Source organism: Type-D symbiont of Plautia stali (assembly GCF_001485335.1).
Classification (GTDB): domain Bacteria; phylum Pseudomonadota; class Gammaproteobacteria; order Enterobacterales; family Enterobacteriaceae; genus Pantoea; species Pantoea vagans_C.
In genome coordinates this window covers 1-16454 of sequence record NZ_BBOC01000006.1, presented here as the reverse complement: position 1 = coordinate 16454, position 16454 = coordinate 1, and the positions used below count along the sequence as shown (strand labels likewise).

Sequence of the window (16454 nt, the reverse complement as noted above, 5' to 3'; positions counted from 1 at the left end):
GATGCGCTTCGCAGATCGATCGTCGGATGGCAGCCTATGCTACGCGACATCGGGCAAATGCCCTTTCTTGTGGCAAATGTTTAATTGAGGCGATTATGACCAATCAATCAGTGTGGATGCACATCGGCGCGGGATCATTTCATCGGGCACATCAGGCGTGGTATCTGCACAAACTGCGTGAGCAGGGGGATGACAGTTGGAGCATTGCACTAGGTAACATTCGCAATGATGCAGTGCCGCTGTTGAACCAGCTTGCAGCACAGCAAGGAGAGTACGTACTCGAAACCGTAACGCCGGAAGGGGAACGGGCTTATGAAACCATCACCTCTTTGCGCAAAATCCTGCCGTGGGATAGCGAAATCAGTGCGCTGGTGCAGCAGGGCGCTCAGCCTGAAACGCGCGTGATTGGTTTCACCGTGACCGAAGCGGGCTATTACCTGACGCCAGAGCACCAGCTGGATCTCAGTCAGCCGGATGTGCAGGCCGATCTCGGCGGCGATATTCGGACGATTTATGGCGCACTTAGCCGCATCCTGACGCAGCGGGTGGCGCAGGGCGGTGCCGCAGTGACGCTGCTCAACTGCGACAATTTACGTCACAACGGTGAACGCTTCCGTGAGGGGTTCCTTGCCTTTCTGACCGCCAAGGGCGACAGCGCACTGGCAGAATGGGTGCGTACACACACCACTTCGCCGAACACTATGGTGGACCGTATCACACCCCGCCCAACACCCGATGTGGCGGAGCGAGTAAAAGCCGCCACCGGTAAGCAGGATGGTGCGGCAGTGATGGCAGAATCCTTTATTCAGTGGGTGATCGAGGATGACTTTATTGCGGGTCGCCCGGCGCTCGAAAACGTCGGTGTGGAGCTGGTGAAGTCGGTACTGCCTTGGGAAGAGGCAAAAATCCGCATCCTCAATGCCACCCATGCGGCGATTGCCTGGGCAGGCACGCTGATCGGTCTCAACTATATCGATGACAGCACGCGCCATCCGGCGATCTACCAACTGGCACACGACTATGTGACCCAGGATGTGATCCCTTCACTGTCACCCAGCCCTCTGGATCTGGCCGATTACCGCGATGTGGTGCTGGCTCGCTTTAGCAATCCCTATATCAAAGACACCAATCAGCGTGTCGGCGCTGATGGCTTATCGAAGATTCCTGGCATGGTGACGCCGACGCTGCGCGAGTGCTACCAGCGTGGTGTGCAACCCACGGCAACGGCAGCCATTCCAGCACTGTTCTTCCTGTTTATGCAGCGCTGGGCCAATGAGGATTTGCCGTACACCTATCAAGACGGTGCGCTTCAGGCTGATGCGCTGCGTCAACAGTTCGCCAGCAGCGAACCGTTACAGACTTTCCTCAGTGATAGCGCGCTGTTTGCGGAGCTGGCCAACGATAAGGCGTTTCACGCGCTGGTTGCTCGCCGTGTCGAAGGGTTGCAGCAGTGGCTGAAACAGCCCGAACTGGCAGCGGTGTAAGGGGCGCACTATGTATCTCGGTATCGATATTGGCACCTCTGAACTCAAGGCTCTGATCATCAACACGCAGGGTGAGATCGTGGCATCACAGCATGCAACCTTGAGTGTGCAACGCCCGCATCCTCATTGGGCAGAACAAGATCCCGAACGCTGGTGGCAAGCTTGCACCGACGTGCTGGCCGGTTTACGGCAGCAGTCACCGGCGGCATGGTCAGCGGTGCGCGCCATCGGCTTATCGGGCCAGATGCATGGTGCGGTGCTGCTGGATGCTGACGGCAAGGTGCTGCGTCCGTGCATCTTGTGGAACGACACGCGCAGTGCCGCGCAGTGTGAAGTGCTAAGCAAGTGCTATCCGCAGATGATGGCGATCAGCGGCAATATGATCATGCCGGGTTTCACCGCGCCAAAATTGCGCTGGGTGGCAGAGCAGGAGCCAGAGATCTTTAGCCGTATCGATAAGGTGTTGTTGCCGAAGGATTACCTGCGCTGGCGTCTCACCGGACATTTTGTCAGTGAACCTTCCGATGCCGCCGGCACGCTGTGGCTCGATGTGGCGCAGCGTGACTGGTCTGATGAACTGCTGGCGATCACCGGCCTGACGCGTGCACAGATGCCAGAACTGGTGGAAGGCAGCGCCGTCAGCGGCAGTCTGAAACCGGCGTTGGCGAGTGAGTGGGGCTTGTCCACGTCGGTGACGGTGGCGGGCGGTGGTGGCGACAATGCCGCATCCGCGGTGGGTGTCGGGGCGGTTAATCCCGGCGATGCTTTTATTTCGTTGGGCACCTCCGGTGTGATTTTCGTGGTGAATGACCGTTTACAGGCCGATCCCCAATCCGGCGTGCATGCTTTCTGCCATGCGCTGCCGGGACGCTGGCATCAGATGAGCGTGATGCTCAGTGCAGCCAGTTGCCTGCGCTGGCTGTGTAATCTACTGGCGGTCAGCGAAAGTCAGTTAATGGAGGAGATGGCACAGCTCACGGCTGAACAGCGACGTCAGGCACCGCTTTTTCTGCCTTACCTTTCCGGTGAGCGGACTCCGCACAACGATCCCGATGCATCGGGTTCCTTCTTTAATCTGCGCCACGAAACCCCTCGTGCCCTATTAGGTTATGCCGTGATTGAAGGCGTGGCGTTTGGACTGGCGGATGGTCTCGCCGTGTTGGGTGATGCCCAGCATCAGATTCAACAATGCAGCCTGACCGGCGGTGGTGCGCGCAGCACGTTGTGGGCGCAGCTGATTGCCGATGTGCTGCAACTGCCGATAGTGACCCATCCAGCCAGTGCCTCGGGCGCGCTGGGGGCCGCGCGTCTGGCGTGGCTGGCGGATGGCGGAAGTGAACAAGAGGTGTGCCTGAAACCGGCTGTGCAGGCGCGTTATCAGCCCGATACGGCGCAAGCTGGAGTGCTGCAACAGCGGCTGCGTGCGTTCCGCGAACTCTACATTCAACAGCAATGGGTGCGCCAGTTGCTGCCTGCATAACGAACAGAGGATGATGGTGATGCAATCGAACGAATACTGGTTTGGCTTACCGAAGAAGATGTTTTGGGGCTTCCTCGCTATCGCGATTTTCATGGCGGGTGATGGCTTCGAAATGGCGTTCCTGTCGCGCCATATTACCGATATGGGCTTCTCGCCTGCGCAGTCTGCGCTGGTGTTTACTTTCTACGGCCTGGCGGCCGCGCTGGCGGCCTGGGCCTCTGGTGTGGTGGCCGAATTGATCACCCCACAGCGCGCGATGATGATCGGTTTTGTGCTGTGGATCGTGATGCATGCGTTGTTTATGACGCTGGGTCTCGGCCTGCGCAACTATCCCTTGATGGTGCTGTTCTACGGCATTCGTGGGCTGGCTTATCCGCTGTTTATCTACTCGTTTATGATGATGCTGGTGCAGGTCTTACCGCGTGAGAAACTGGCTGCCGCCACGGGCTGGTTCTGGGCGATGTATTCCGTGGGTATTGGCGTGGTGGGCAGTTATCTGCCAAGTCTGACTATTCCGATGCTGGGTGAAACGGGAACGTTATGGTTGGCGATCATCTGGGTGGCCTGCGGCGGCGTGCTGGCGTACTTTAGTCTGCGCAATGTGCCGGTGGATCGCTCCCGTGTCAACCTGCCGATGCGTGACAAAATGACGGAGATGTCGCGTGCGGTGACCATTCTGTTCACCAATCAGCATGTGTTCTACGCTTGCCTGATCCGCATCATCAACACGCTTTCACTGTTTGGTTTTGCCATCATCATGCCGTTGCTGTTTGTCGATCGTCTCGGCTTCACCATCTCTGAGTGGCTGCAGATCTGGGCGGTGTTCTTCTTTGTCACCATCTTCACCAACATCTTCTGGGGCATTACCGGCGAGAAATTGGGCTGGATCCGTCAGGTGCGCTGGTTTGGCTGCCTCGGTATGGCCATCTCCAGTTTGATGTTCTACTACCTGCCGCTGTATGTCGGGCATAACTTCTGGGTGGCGCTGATCCCTGCGGTGATGTTGGGCATTTTTGTGGCGGCGTTTGTGCCCATGACGGCGGTGTTCCCCACGCTGGAACCCCATCATAAAGGTGCGGCGGTGTCGATTTACAACCTGTCTGCGGGCCTGAGTAATTTTGTCGCACCCGCCATCGCGTCAGTGATGCTGCCGTTCTTCGATATTGTGGGGGTAGTGTGGGCCTACACCGCGCTGTATGTGTTTGCCGGCGTGTTGACCTTCATCATTCGCGTGCCGCAACCGGGGCATACCCGTGAAGAGAAAGTCGTGAAGTCACGCGTTGCGGAGCAACGCAGTTGAAGCAAACCCGGTGCGTAGAGCTACGCACCGGGACATTTCATCCCGCCACATCCTGTAAAGCTTCCTGTAAATCGTACCAGCGGAAGCCAAAGCCCGACTCCTCCAGCCGTTTTGGTAACACATGTTGCCCACCCAGCACCAACACGGCCGATTCACCCATCATCAGTTTGATGGCGCTGGCGGGTGTGCGCATAAACGCCGGGCGATGCATCACGTGGCCCAGGATCGCGGCGAACTGCTCATTACGCACCGCATAGGGTGCCACCATATTAAACGGCCCATTCAGGTTATTATTGTCAATCAACCAGATGATGGCGTTCACCAGATCATCAATGTGGATCCACGGCAAATACTGCTTGCCACTGCCTAACGGGCCGCCTACGCCCAGCTTAAAAGGCAGCTTCATTTTTGCCAGCGCACCGCCTTCTGCTGCCAGTACCACCCCAGTGCGCAACAAACAGACGCGAGTCTGTTCACTCTGCGCGTTCAAGGCCAGGCGCTCCCAGCGGGCGCACAGGGCATGAGTGAACTCATCGTGCCCAGGATCGTCTTCAGTCAGCACCAGATCGCCGGTATCGCCGTAAAAGCCAGTGGCAGATCCGGAAATCAAAAAATGCGGTGGATGGCTGCTGGCATGGATCAGCGAAACAATCTGTTCGGTGATCTGCCAGCGGCTTTCACACAGTCGTTGTTTTTGTTGTTCGGTCCAGCGTTTATCGGCGATAGGTTCGCCCGCCAGGTTAATAACGCCATCAATGCCGTTGAGGTCGGATTGCTGGTTGATGCCAGACCAGAGTGATACGCGCGGATCAAGTTTCTCGCGCGCTGTGGCGACATCACGAGTCACAACATTAACCTGATGTCCGAGCAATAGCAGGCGAGGAATCAGGTGGCGACCAATCAGTCCGGTGCCGCCGGTAATAAGCAGGTGCATTGTGAGCCTCCTTGTAATTTATTTTCTGCTCAGAATTGATCATAGAAGAGAAGCGCAGGTGTAGCGTGACCCGGCTTACGCTAATGAAGAAAAAGGGAAAGTTTGTGATGGCTTTAAGGATAAAGATCCGACCAGCGCACCATTGCCTTAGCAGATAAAAATCGGTAAACAGGAAGCACACCTGACGCTTATTTGAGGCATCCGATGAATTATCCCACCATCACCTTGTGGACCGATGCGTCCTTTTTCAGCCCTTATGCGATGTCGGTTTATGTCGCACTCACTGAGAAAGGCATCCCCTTCACCTTAAAGCGAGTGGATTTGTCGCAGAATGCGCAGCTTGATGATGACTATCGTGCTCTGTCGCTGACCTGCCGTGTGCCTACGCTACAAATTGATGACCTGGTCCTCAATGAATCTTCGGCGATCGCGGAATATCTTGAAGAGCGTTTTCCTGCGCCGGAATTTGAGCGTCTTTACCCGCGTGACCGCGAAAAGCGTGCCCATGCGCGTGAAGTGCAGGCGTGGTTGCGTAGTGATCTTATGGCTCTGCGCGCCGAGCGTCCCACAGAGGTACTGTTTGCGGGCGAACGGTTTGCGCCGTTGTCGGCGGCAGGAGAGCAGGCTGCGAGCAAGCTGATTGCCGCGGTACAGCGTCTGTTGCCGGAAGGGCAGCAAAACCTGTTTGGCGAGTGGTCTATTGCGGATACCGACCTGGCGGTGATGATTAACCGTCTGGCGTTACATGGCGATATGCTGCCAGTGAAATTGCAGCATTATGCCGAGTTCCAGTGGCAGCGTGCATCCGTCCAGCTATGGTTGTCCGAATCAGGTAAATCGCGCTAAGCACGAAGAGCCTTGCGGAGGCCAAAAGAACGCTTTACCTTACCGCACATTCTAATAAGGCATCGCAAACAGGCGCGTGCTGGGCACGCCGAAAACAGAAAGGGTTACGGATGGTGGATCAAACGGCAGATAACGGTATCGAGTGGGTTGATATCGTTAGTGAAGAGAACGAGGTCATTGCGCAGGCCAGCCGTGCGCAGATGCGCGCGCAGAATCTGCGCCATCGTGCGACCTATATCGTGGTGCATGATGGTATGGGTAAAATTCTGGTGCAGCGTCGCACGGAAATCAAAGACTTCATGCCGGGTATGCTGGATGCCACCGCAGGTGGTGTCGTGCAGAGTGGTGAAGACCTGCTGGAATCCGCGCGCCGTGAAGCGGAAGAAGAGCTCGGTATCGCCGCTGTACCCTTTGCCGAACACGGTAAATTCTACTTCGAAGACCAACACTGCCGCGTTTGGGGTGGCTTGTTCAGCTGCGTTTCCCATGGCCCGTTTGCCATGCAGGAAGAAGAGGTGGACGAGGTGTTTTGGATGACGCCGGAAGAGATTACCGCGCGCTGTGATGAATTTACCGATGATTCGCTGAAGGCTGTATCGCTATGGCTGAGCCGCAACAGCGATGCCACGCGTAGCCAGTCCTGAGCTTAGCTGAATGAAATAAAGGCGCCGAGAGGCGCCTTTATGCTTTTCTCAGGGGAGAAAGCCTTAGCCTTCTGCCTGCTGAGACTGAATCGCGGTCAACGCGATGGTGTAGACAATATCATCCACCAGGGCACCACGAGACAGGTCATTGACTGGCTTACGCATGCCTTGCAGCATCGGCCCGATGGAGATCAGGTCTGCAGAACGTTGTACCGCTTTATAAGTGGTGTTACCGGTGTTCAGATCCGGGAAGATGAACACGGTGGCACGACCCGCAACCGCGGAGTTTGGCGCTTTAGATTTGGCCACGTCTTCCATGATAGCGGCGTCATACTGCAGTGGACCATCAATCACCAGGTCAGGACGTTTTTCCTGAGCGATACGCGTGGCTTCACGTACTTTCTCAACGTCGCTACCTGCACCTGAGTTACCGGTGGAGTAAGAGATCATTGCCACACGAGGATCGATGCCAAAGGCTTTGGCGGAGTCGGCCGACTGAATGGCGATCTCTGCCAGCTGCTCTGGATTCGGGTCAGGGTTGATGGCGCAGTCGCCGTAAACCAGCACCTGCTCTGGCAGCAGCATGAAGAAGACGGAAGAGACCAACGAGCTGTTCGGTGCGGTTTTGATCAACTGCAACGGCGGACGAATGGTGTTGGCCGTGGTGTGAACCGCACCAGACACCAAACCGTCCACTTCACCCCGCTCCAGCATCATGGTGCCGAGCATCACGTTATCTTCCAGCTGCTCCTGCGCAACCACTTCGGTCATGCCTTTGCTCTTACGCAGCTCAACCAGGCGCGGCACATAGTTTTCACGTACCACTTCAGGATCGACAATCTCAATGCCTTGGCCCAAAACAACGCCCTGAGCAGCGGCAACGCGCTGGATCTCATCCGGATTGCCCAACAATACACAAGAGGCAATGCCGCGCTCGGCACAAATCGCGGCCGCTTTCACGGTACGCGGCTCGTCGCCTTCTGGCAGCACGATACGTTTGCCCGCTTTGCGCGCCAGTTCGGTGAGCTGATAACGGAATGCCGGTGGTGACAGGCGGCGACTGCGTTCAGAGGTGGCCGTCAGTGATTCAACCCAGTCTGCATCAATGTAGCTGGCGACGTACTCCTGCACTTTCTCAATGCGTTGGGTATCATCCGCCGGAACTTCCAGATTGAAGCTCTGCAGGCTGAGGGAGGTCTGCCAGGTATTGGTTTTCACCATAAACACTGGCAGGCCAGTCTGGAAGGCACGTTCGCACAGGCGCGCGATCGGCGCTTCGATCTGGTAACCGCCGGTCAGCAGCACCGCACCAATCTCAATGCCGTTCATCGCGGCCAGGCAAGCCGCCACCAGCACATCAGGACGGTCAGCAGAGGTCACCAGCAGCGAGCCTGGACGGAAATGCTCCAGCATGTGCGGAATACTACGGGCACAGAAGGTCACGGATTTCACGCGACGCGTCTGGATCTCACCTTCGTTAATGATGTCTGCATTCAGATGGCGGCACATGTCGATGGCGCGCGTCGCAATCAGATCAAAGCTCCATGGCACGCAGCCGAGAATCGGCAGCGGGCTGTTGGCAAACAGCTGCTTAGGATCGATATTGGCGATATTGGCTTTGGTTGAGTCATCAAAGATTTCAGACAGGTCAGGGCGGGTACGGCCTTGCTCATCCACGGGCGCATTCAGTTTATTGATGATCACGCCGGTGATATTTTTGTTCTTGCTGCCGCCGAAGCTACTTTGCGTCAGTTCAATACGCTCTTTCAGCTGAGCAGGGGAATCGTTACCCAGTGCGGTGACAAAGACAATTTCAGCATTCAGGGTTTTGGCGATTTCATAGTTCAGCGCGGAAGCGAATTGGTGCTTGCGCGTCGGCACTAAACCTTCCACCAGCACCACTTCAGCATCCTGAGCATTGGCATGGTAATTAGCGATGATCTCTTCCATCAACACGTCTTGCTGGTTTGAACCCAGCAGCGACTCAACGCGCGACATCTGCAGCGGTTCTGCGGCAGGAATGGCGGAGTTTTTACGGATGATGGTGGTGGTCTGATCGGGCGCATCGCCGCCCGCACGTGGCTGGGCAATTGGCTTGAACACGCTCAGGCGGACGCCTTTGCGCTCCATGGCACGGATCACGCCGAGGCTGACGCTGGTCAGGCCGACGCTGGTGCCGGTGGGGATGAGCATGATTGTACGTGACACTATAGAAACCTCTCAGGTGTTGCAGACGAGCTAAAACAACTCCGTCAGCCTGGGCTGACGGAGAGAAGTGTGGTTAGGCAGTGAGACGCGCGGCGTCTTGGGCGATGACCAACTCTTCGTTGGTTGGGATCACCACAGCCGGGCGAGTGCCTTCTTTGTTGATAAAGCCAGACTTGCCGAAGCGTGCCGCCAGATTGCGCTCGTGATCCACTTCGAAGCCCAACAGGCCCAGTTTCGCCAGTGACAGCTCACGCACCATCGCCGCATTTTCACCAATACCGCCGGTGAAGACCACGGCATCCAGACGGCCTTCCATCAGTGAAGTGTAGCTACCGATGTATTTCGCCAGGCGGTGGCAGAACACATCCATCGCACGCTTGGCATCTTCTTTGGTCGCGTAGTTGTCTTCAACATAGCGGCAATCGCTGGTGACTTCGGTCAGACCTAGCAGGCCAGACTCTTTGGTCAGCAACTTGTTGATTGCATCAACGGTCATGCCCAGTGCGTCATGCAAGAAGAACACGATAGCGGGATCGATATCGCCGCTGCGGGTTCCCATCACCAGGCCTTCCAGCGGGGTCAAACCCATTGAGGTATCCACGCACTGACCATTGCGGATCGCCGCAACAGAACCGCCGTTGCCCAAGTGGCAGGTAATGATGTTCAGCTCATTAACCGGCTTGTTGAGCATTTTTGCGGCTTCCTGGGTCACATAGTAGTGACTGGTGCCGTGTGCGCCATAGCGACGGACGCCGTGCTCTTTGTACAGTTTGTACGGCAGTGCATAAAGATAGGACTCTTCCGGCATTGTCTGATGGAATGCTGTATCAAAAACCGCCACATTCTTATCCGACAGATGCGGGAAGTTCTTCATGGCTTCGTCGATGCCGATCAAATGCGCCGGGTTATGCAGCGGGGCAAAAGAAGAGGCGTCTTTAATGCCCTGAATCACGGATTCGTCGATGATGACAGATTGAGTCAACTGCTCGCCGCCGTGAACAATACGATGGCCGATTGCAGCGATTTGTGCCGAAAGCTCCGGTTTTTGTGCCAGAATGGATTTAACGATGAAGTTCAGCGCTTCACTATGTGCCGCGCCTGCGCCCAGAGGAGCTTCCTGTTTGCTGCCTTCCAGTTTCCACTTGATACGTGCTTCAGGTAAATGGAAACACTCTGCCAGACCTGACAAATATTCGTCACCGGTAGCAGGGTTAAGGATGGCAAACTTTAAAGAGGAGCTGCCGCAGTTCAGAACCAGTACTAACTTCGTCGACATGGAAGTACCTATTGATTAAATAGTGGCTAAAAATAACGCAATCAGACTAACAGCGTAGCCCATGAATGCTGGTAGATTAATGATTAACATCATGCGGTAGTCAAAAAGAGACCGACATGCAAAAAATTTTGGTAATTTTACGCAGATTTTTGAAATCCGCTTAGCGAAACATGGCTCTAAACCGCTCTTTAATTGAGCTGAAGCTTCCGGTAATGTTGCTAAATCGGCGTCAGAATATCTGGTGTCACCCGCAAAGACAAAAATTTTTGAAGCGTGTCACGTAAAGTTGTGTAGTTATAAGTTTATTTTAAACATTACAGAATTAGTTGAGGTCTATCATGGCGAATGATGCAAGTAATCCAGGCTGGTTCGGCTTATTTCAGCGCGGCCAGCACTACATGAAGACCTGGCCAGCCGACAAACGCCTGGCGCCAATGTTCCCTGAAAATCGTGTGGTGACGGCAACCCGTTTTGCCATTCGCTTTATGCCACCTTTAGCGATTTTTACCCTGACGTGGCAAATTGCCATGGGCGGCCAACTCGGCCCGGCGATCGCGACTGCGCTCTTTGCCTGCAGTTTACCGATGCAAGGGTTGTGGTGGTTGGGTAAACGCTCAGTCACACCATTACCCCCCACGCTGCTGCACTGGTTCCACGAAGTGCGGAGCAAACTGGAAGAAGCGGGTCAGGCTATCGCACCGGTTGATGGTAAGCCCACCTATCAGGCATTGGCAGATGTGCTCAAACGCGCTTTTAAGCAACTCGATCGTACTTTCCTGGACGATCTTTGATCGATGAACACTGCGCTTCCGCAGAGAATGTGTGCTTGATCCCGGTCTAAATCAAAGAAAAGTGGTGTGAACGCACACGCATCACTTTCCTTGTGTAATCATTTCTACATCGTTTAAATCTTAAGCGGCCGTAATAGCCCGGGAGAGAACCATGGAAATGACCCACGCACAGCGACTCATCCTTTCCAATCAGTACAAAATGATGGCCATGCTGGAGCCGGATAACGCCGAGCGCTATCGTCGTTATCAAACCATTATTGAGCGCGGCTACGGGCTGCAACTGCGCGAACTGGATAAAGAGTTCGGCGAATTAACCGAAGCAACCTGCCGCCAGCTTATCGACATCATGGAAATGCATCACGCGCTGCATGTCTCATGGTCGAACCTGAAAGAACCTCATACCCTCGAAGAGCGCCGCCTGGCGTTTCTCGGTTTTGATGCCGCAACCGAAGCGCGCTATCTCGGTTACGTGCGCTTTATGGTGAATGTAGAAGGGCGCTATACCCATTTCGATTCCGGCACGCACGGCTTCAATGCGCAAACCCCGATGTGGGAAAAATACCAACGTATGCTGGCAGTGTGGCACACTTGTCCGCGTCAGTATCATCTTAGCGCGAATGAAATTGCGCAGATTCTCAATGCCTGAATAAGGAGCAGCGTGTGAAGTACAGAGGTTTTCTGTTTGATTTAGACGGTACATTGGTGGATTCATTACCTGTGGTGATTCGCTCATGGTCATTGTGGGGCGAACGCCACGGTATCGCAGCGGAAGAGGTTCTGGACTTCATACACGGCAAACCCGCCATCAATTCACTGCGCCACTTTATGGCTGGCCAGTTTGAAGAGGCGATTCAAGCCGAGTTCCTCTGGCTTGAGCGTCTGGAAGCGGAGGATACCGAAGGGGTTCAAGCTATCCCCGGGGCGAAAGCTCTGCTGGCAACTTTAAATGAGCTGCATATTCCTTGGGCGATCGTGACATCGGGCTCGATTCCGGTGGCGCATGCGCGACATAAAGCAGCCGGGCTGCCGATGCCTGAAGTGTTTATTACCGCGGAGAATATCAAACACGGCAAGCCCAATCCGGAGCCCTATTTGCTGGGTGCTGAGCGCCTGGGTCTGGCCGCCAGCGAATGCGTGGTGGTTGAAGATGCGCCAGCAGGGATTATCGCCGGTCTGGAAGCGGGTAGCGCTGTAGTTGCGGTAAATGCCCCAGCAGATGCACCGCGCTTGCATGAAGTCACTTATCAGGTAAAAACCCTGGAACCGCTGGTGGTGACGCAGGCGGAAAACGGCACCTTTACACTTTCTCTCAACGCTTAATTTTTTACTACACGCACATAAGTCGAGAAGCCGACTGGGGCTGCATAAGGGCGGGCAATCCGCAGCGCTGAATGGAATGAGTATGCCAGGAGAGTCCGCAGGACGTCGAATGAAGTGAAGGCACCGCGTAAGCGGCGCGAGGACCGCCAGCACTTATGCAGCTTCAATCGGCGTCATCGCCAATCCTGAAGTCCCGTCTTTACAACGGCGTGTCCTGGGAAATCTCATCCAGCGACAGGCTGAAACTAGGGATAAAGACTTCCACAAAGTAATCCATCTCAGGTGAGCGGCGTTGCGACAGGGTTTTCTCCAGACGCGCCTTTGCCAGCAAGAATTCGTTATTACCTGCCGATAACTCTTCCAGGCATTTCACATAGGCGCAAAGCGCATCCGCCTGTTTCACCACTGCCTGCTCACTTTCGCTGTGCAAATGCTCATCAATCAAGGGTCGATAGGCATCCTGCAATTCAGGCGGCAGCATATCAATCAACTTTTGCTGCGCAATTTTCTCTATCTTCTTATATTCATGGGCAATTTGTGCATTGTAGTACTTCACCGGCGTCGGTAAATCACCGGTTAAGACTTCGCTGGCATCGTGATAGAGCGCCAGCATCGCAATACGCTCCGCGTTGAGATTACCGCTGAACTTCTTGTTTTTGATGATCGCCAGGGCATGCGCCACCATCGCGACCTGAAGGCTGTGTTCAGAGACGTTCTCAGTGCGCACATTGCGCATCAGCGGCCAACGGTTAATCAGTTTGAGGCGGGAAAGGTGGGCGAAAAAGTGGCTACGGGTCATTAAAGTGTTCCTGTTCGCACGGCGGGGAGTTCTACACTCCCCGAAATAAAAACAGTATATACCCGTCATACTTCGAACCGCAGCTGCGTTTGCTGCGCGTGCTCACCCCAGTCACTTACTCATGTAAGCTCCTGGGGATTCACCCACTTGCCGCCTTACTGCAATTCGAATTATTTTGGGTATACGCATCACCTGTTACTGGCGATAGCCTTGCAGGAAGCGACCAAACTTGCTGATGGCCATTTCGAGGTCATCAACGCGCGGCAGGGTTACGATGCGCACGTGGTCCGGCCATGGCCAGTTGAAGGCAGTACCCTGAACCAGCAGCACCTTCTCTTGCAGCAGGAAATCCAGCACCATCTTCTGGTCATCAAAGATATTGAATTTCTTAGGATCGATGCGTGGGAACATATACAACGCACCTTGTGGCTTAACGCAACTCACACCCGGAATGTCGTTAATCAACTCCCAGGCACGCTGGCGCTGTTCATACAAACGACCGCCCGGTGCAATAAACTCGCTGATACTCTGATAACCTCCCAGCGCAGTCTGAATGGCATGCTGAGCCGGGACGTTGGCACACAGACGCATCGATGCCAGCATCTCCAGGCCTTCGATGTAGCCTTTGGCATGCTTTTTCGGACCGTTCAACACCATCCAGCCCTGACGGAAGCCGGCAACGCGGTAGGTTTTGGACAAGCCATTAAACGTCACCGTCAGCAGATCCGGTGCCAGCGCAGCAATCGAATGGTGCTGTGCTTCGTCATACAAAATCTTGTCGTAGATTTCGTCGGCAAAAATAATCAGATTATGTTGACGCGCAATCTCAACCACTTCCATTAGCAGTTCTTTGCTATACACCGCACCGGTCGGGTTGTTGGGATTGATGATCACGATGCCACGCGTACGCGGCGTGATTTTGCTACGAATATCATCCAGGTCTGGGAACCAACCCGCAGACTCATCGCACAGATAGTGCACCGCTTTACCGCTCGACAGGGAAACGGCCGCGGTCCACAGGGGATAATCCGGGGCCGGAACCAGCATTTCATCGCCACTGTTCAGCAACGCCTGCATCGCCTGCACGATCAACTCAGACACACCGTTACCAATGTAGATATCTTCAACGGTAACATCGCGCATATCTCGCGCCTGGTAGTGCTGCATGATCGCTTTACGCGCCGAGTACAGTCCCTTTGAATCACAATAACCCTGCGAACTTGGCAGGTTACGAATCACATCGACCAGGATTTCATCAGGGGCTTCAAAACCAAACGGGGCAGGGTTACCGATGTTCAGTTTGAGGACTTTGTTACCTTCTTCTTCAAGACGCTTTGCTTCTTTCAGTACCGGACCACGGATGTCATAACAGACATTTTCCAGCTTGCCAGATTTATCAATTTGAAAATTCATTATTACCGCCTTAATGGGCAGAGTCCTTTAACCTGCCACCAAAAACAAACCTGCCCAATTTACTCCTCTCATCGTCACAAAAGAAGGGTAGCGCTGGGTTTTGGCGAGTTTGCCAGTTATTCCCGGCGTACGTAGAGTAAAACGCATCCGTTGTGAGTCGGCCTGGTTTATAAGTCTGCAAACTTAAGTAAGTGTGATATTAAATTCTGGGTAAACTGATGACCGCTGTAAAGCGCGTTATCCATAGGTAAAGCAGGTGATTAAGAAATTTTTTATTCACATCCTGTGCGAAAATTCATTAGCCACATGATGAAATAGTTAAAGGAATCTTGTTGGATGCCGAAGAAGTGTGCACCGGTGTTGAAGCAATAGCTGGTGTCAGGGTATGCAGTGCATTCTTATTCACTTTTTCACAGCAGAATGAGGCGCTAACAAGTGAATGATTAAGGCGATAATTGCGTCTTAAATAGCATTTGTACTGTAACTTTAACGCCTGGTATGGGGTTTCAGAATCGGGGTGGTTAAAAAACGCGCAGGGTTGTGGCAGGATAGGCTGGAAAAGCGTTTTGGTCAAAAATTGCGATGTTTTGAACAAAAACATTTCCCTTTAAAGCGTAAAAATGATTAAGTATAATTTATTATTTGATGCACTTTACCGCTTCGCATCAGCATAACATGATGTTATCCCTTTTTGACCCGCAGGGCCTTTTTGCGGGAAAATAGACAACTACGCAGCTTCCAGCACTTGTACGACATACGTCTTCGGACCAGAAGTTGTTCTGTCTTAAATAGACGGCGCTGCTCTGATTGCAGAGTGACTTATCCGTCGGTATCCGCCTGACACGTTTTTTTCATGGCATCCTCCACACAGGGCTGCCATTAAGCACCATTACCTCTTATCTCTTTGATAAGTAGGGTAATACACCAGGGTAGTAGTTTTAAAAAATCTTATAAGTGAAGAAAAAACATGACTAATGCAAATCGTCCGATACTGAATCTCGACCTCGATCTGCTTCGTACTTTTGTCGCTGTTGCTGACCTGAATACCTTTGCGGCAGCAGCTGCAGCAGTATGCAGAACGCAATCGGCAGTAAGTCAGCAGATGCAACGTCTGGAACAATTGGTAGGTAAAGAGCTGTTTGCCAGACATGGACGTAATAAACTGCTGACGGAGCATGGCATCCAGTTGCTGGGCTATGCCAGAAAGATCCTTCGTTTTAACGACGAAGCCTGCACCTCTTTGATGTACAGCAATATCCAGGGCGTACTGACTATCGGTGCCTCTGATGATACTTCCGATACCATTCTGCCGTTTCTGCTTAACCGCGTAACGTCGGTGTATCCTAAGCTGGCCATTGATGTGCGTGTTAAGCGCAACCCGTTCATGATGGAAATGCTGAACCAGGGTGAAGTCGACCTGGTCGTCACCACGTCCAGCCCCGGCAATTTCACCTATCAAGTCCTGCGTACATCACCGACTCTGTGGTACTGCGCGGCGGATTATATCTTCCAGCGCGGCGAAGCCATTCCTTTGGTTCTGCTGGATGAGCCAAGCCCTTATCGTGACATGGCGATCGACCATCTCAACGAAGCGGGTATCCCTTGGCGCATCTCTTATGTTGCCTCAACGCTGGCTGCGGTGCGTGCTGCTGTTAAAGCCGGTTTAGGTGTTACAGCGCGTCCTGTAGAGATGATGAGCCCAGAATTGCGTGTTATGGGTGCGGCGGAAGGTCTGCCGGTTCTGCCGGACACACAGTATCTGTTATGCCGCAATCCAGACAGCGATAATGAACTGGCACTGGCCATCTTCAATGCGATGCAGTCGACCAATGATCCTTACAATCTGAGTGCAAACCCGGACGGCTCTCTGCTGCTGGATGACGAAGAGTAAGGATGGCAATAACGGGTCATTCCTCGCAAATGGAATGCCGTTCAATTGTTAAAACATAGAAAAAAAAG

14 protein-coding genes are annotated in these 16454 nt (G+C 53.8%); 9 read left to right on the top strand and 5 right to left on the bottom strand.

Features of this window, described 5'->3' with window-relative positions; genetic code table 11:
• The first annotated feature begins 95 nt into the window (after positions 1-95).
• From dalD to PSSD_RS03245, 3 genes are read left to right on the top strand one after another with little or no spacing between them, the layout of a single operon-like run.
• Positions 96-1484, top strand: coding sequence for a D-arabinitol 4-dehydrogenase (gene dalD, locus PSSD_RS03255; RefSeq protein WP_058969413.1), 1389 nt, complete (start codon positions 96-98; stop codon positions 1482-1484).
• 10 nt (positions 1485-1494) lie between these two features.
• Positions 1495-2964 carry a xylulokinase gene (xylB, locus tag PSSD_RS03250; protein WP_058969411.1) on the top strand — a complete coding sequence of 490 codons (1470 nt, stop codon included), beginning with the start codon at positions 1495-1497 and terminating at the stop codon, positions 2962-2964.
• 19 nt (positions 2965-2983) lie between these two features.
• Complete coding sequence (locus tag PSSD_RS03245; protein ID WP_058969499.1) at positions 2984-4264, top strand: MFS transporter; 1281 nt, start codon at positions 2984-2986, stop codon at positions 4262-4264.
• A 37-nt stretch (positions 4265-4301) separates the two neighbouring features.
• On the opposite strand, the gene PSSD_RS03240 is transcribed toward PSSD_RS03245, so the two are convergent.
• Positions 4302-5198 (bottom strand): TIGR01777 family oxidoreductase, encoded by an 897-nt coding sequence (locus PSSD_RS03240; RefSeq protein ID WP_058969409.1) that lies wholly within the window; start codon positions 5196-5198, stop codon positions 4302-4304.
• Positions 5199-5402: 204 nt separating this feature from the next.
• Between PSSD_RS03240 and yfcF the strand changes: the two genes are divergently transcribed.
• A complete protein-coding gene (yfcF, locus tag PSSD_RS03235; protein ID WP_058969407.1) occupies positions 5403-6044 on the top strand; it encodes a glutathione transferase in 642 nt (213 codons plus the stop codon).
• Between the two features lie 110 nt (positions 6045-6154).
• Complete coding sequence (yfcD, locus tag PSSD_RS03230) at positions 6155-6688, top strand: NUDIX hydrolase YfcD (RefSeq protein ID WP_039336465.1); 534 nt, start codon at positions 6155-6157, stop codon at positions 6686-6688.
• Positions 6689-6751: 63 nt separating this feature from the next.
• Here yfcD and pta read toward each other — a convergent pair whose 3' ends face one another.
• Together pta and ackA are read right to left on the bottom strand one after the other, a co-directional pair.
• Positions 6752-8896: a phosphate acetyltransferase gene (gene pta, locus PSSD_RS03225; RefSeq protein WP_197063374.1), complete on the bottom strand. Its 2145-nt coding sequence runs from the start codon at positions 8894-8896 to the stop codon at positions 6752-6754.
• Between the two features lie 73 nt (positions 8897-8969).
• Positions 8970-10172: an acetate kinase gene (gene ackA / locus PSSD_RS03220; protein ID WP_039336469.1), complete on the bottom strand. Its 1203-nt coding sequence runs from the start codon at positions 10170-10172 to the stop codon at positions 8970-8972.
• Between the two features lie 338 nt (positions 10173-10510).
• On the opposite strand from ackA, the gene yfbV reads away from it, so the two are divergent.
• From yfbV to PSSD_RS03205, 3 genes are all read left to right on the top strand, one after another.
• Positions 10511-10963, top strand: coding sequence for a terminus macrodomain insulation protein YfbV (yfbV, locus tag PSSD_RS03215; protein WP_039336471.1), 453 nt, complete (start codon positions 10511-10513; stop codon positions 10961-10963).
• Between the two features lie 151 nt (positions 10964-11114).
• Entirely contained in the window at positions 11115-11609 is a 495-nt protein-coding gene (locus PSSD_RS03210) for a YfbU family protein (RefSeq protein WP_039336473.1), read from the top strand.
• 14 nt (positions 11610-11623) lie between these two features.
• Positions 11624-12283, top strand: a complete 660-nt coding sequence (locus PSSD_RS03205) for a sugar phosphatase (RefSeq protein WP_058969406.1) — start codon at positions 11624-11626, stop codon at positions 12281-12283.
• 199 nt (positions 12284-12482) lie between these two features.
• On the opposite strand, the gene yfbR is transcribed toward PSSD_RS03205, so the two are convergent.
• The gene (gene yfbR / locus PSSD_RS03200) at positions 12483-13082 is read right to left on the bottom strand and encodes a 5'-deoxynucleotidase (RefSeq protein WP_058969405.1); all 600 of its coding nucleotides are present in this window, start codon (positions 13080-13082) and stop codon (positions 12483-12485) included.
• 195 nt (positions 13083-13277) lie between these two features.
• Positions 13278-14495 (bottom strand): pyridoxal phosphate-dependent aminotransferase, encoded by a 1218-nt coding sequence (locus PSSD_RS03195; protein ID WP_039336479.1) that lies wholly within the window; start codon positions 14493-14495, stop codon positions 13278-13280.
• A 967-nt stretch (positions 14496-15462) separates the two neighbouring features.
• Here PSSD_RS03195 and lrhA point away from each other — a divergent pair.
• Positions 15463-16386: a transcriptional regulator LrhA gene (lrhA, locus tag PSSD_RS03190; RefSeq protein ID WP_039336481.1), complete on the top strand. Its 924-nt coding sequence runs from the start codon at positions 15463-15465 to the stop codon at positions 16384-16386.
• The last annotated feature ends 68 nt before the right edge of the window (positions 16387-16454 follow it).

What these genes read in the sequence shown, in the direction of transcription:
- dalD (WP_058969413.1), top strand. Translation starts at nt 96, where the DNA reads ATGACCAATCAATCAGTGTGGATGCACATCGGCGCGGGATCATTTCAT.
- xylB (WP_058969411.1), top strand. Translation starts at nt 1,495, where the DNA reads ATGTATCTCGGTATCGATATTGGCACCTCTGAACTCAAGGCTCTGATC.
- PSSD_RS03245 (WP_058969499.1), top strand. Translation starts at nt 2,984, where the DNA reads ATGCAATCGAACGAATACTGGTTTGGCTTACCGAAGAAGATGTTTTGG.
- PSSD_RS03240 (WP_058969409.1), bottom strand. Translation starts at nt 5,198, where the DNA reads ATGCACCTGCTTATTACCGGCGGCACCGGACTGATTGGTCGCCACCTG.
- yfcF (WP_058969407.1), top strand. Translation starts at nt 5,403, where the DNA reads ATGAATTATCCCACCATCACCTTGTGGACCGATGCGTCCTTTTTCAGC.
- yfcD (WP_039336465.1), top strand. Translation starts at nt 6,155, where the DNA reads ATGGTGGATCAAACGGCAGATAACGGTATCGAGTGGGTTGATATCGTT.
- ackA (WP_039336469.1), bottom strand. Translation starts at nt 10,172, where the DNA reads ATGTCGACGAAGTTAGTACTGGTTCTGAACTGCGGCAGCTCCTCTTTA.
- yfbV (WP_039336471.1), top strand. Translation starts at nt 10,511, where the DNA reads ATGGCGAATGATGCAAGTAATCCAGGCTGGTTCGGCTTATTTCAGCGC.
- PSSD_RS03210 (WP_039336473.1), top strand. Translation starts at nt 11,115, where the DNA reads ATGGAAATGACCCACGCACAGCGACTCATCCTTTCCAATCAGTACAAA.
- yfbR (WP_058969405.1), bottom strand. Translation starts at nt 13,082, where the DNA reads ATGACCCGTAGCCACTTTTTCGCCCACCTTTCCCGCCTCAAACTGATT.
- PSSD_RS03195 (WP_039336479.1), bottom strand. Translation starts at nt 14,495, where the DNA reads ATGAATTTTCAAATTGATAAATCTGGCAAGCTGGAAAATGTCTGTTAT.
- lrhA (WP_039336481.1), top strand. Translation starts at nt 15,463, where the DNA reads ATGACTAATGCAAATCGTCCGATACTGAATCTCGACCTCGATCTGCTT.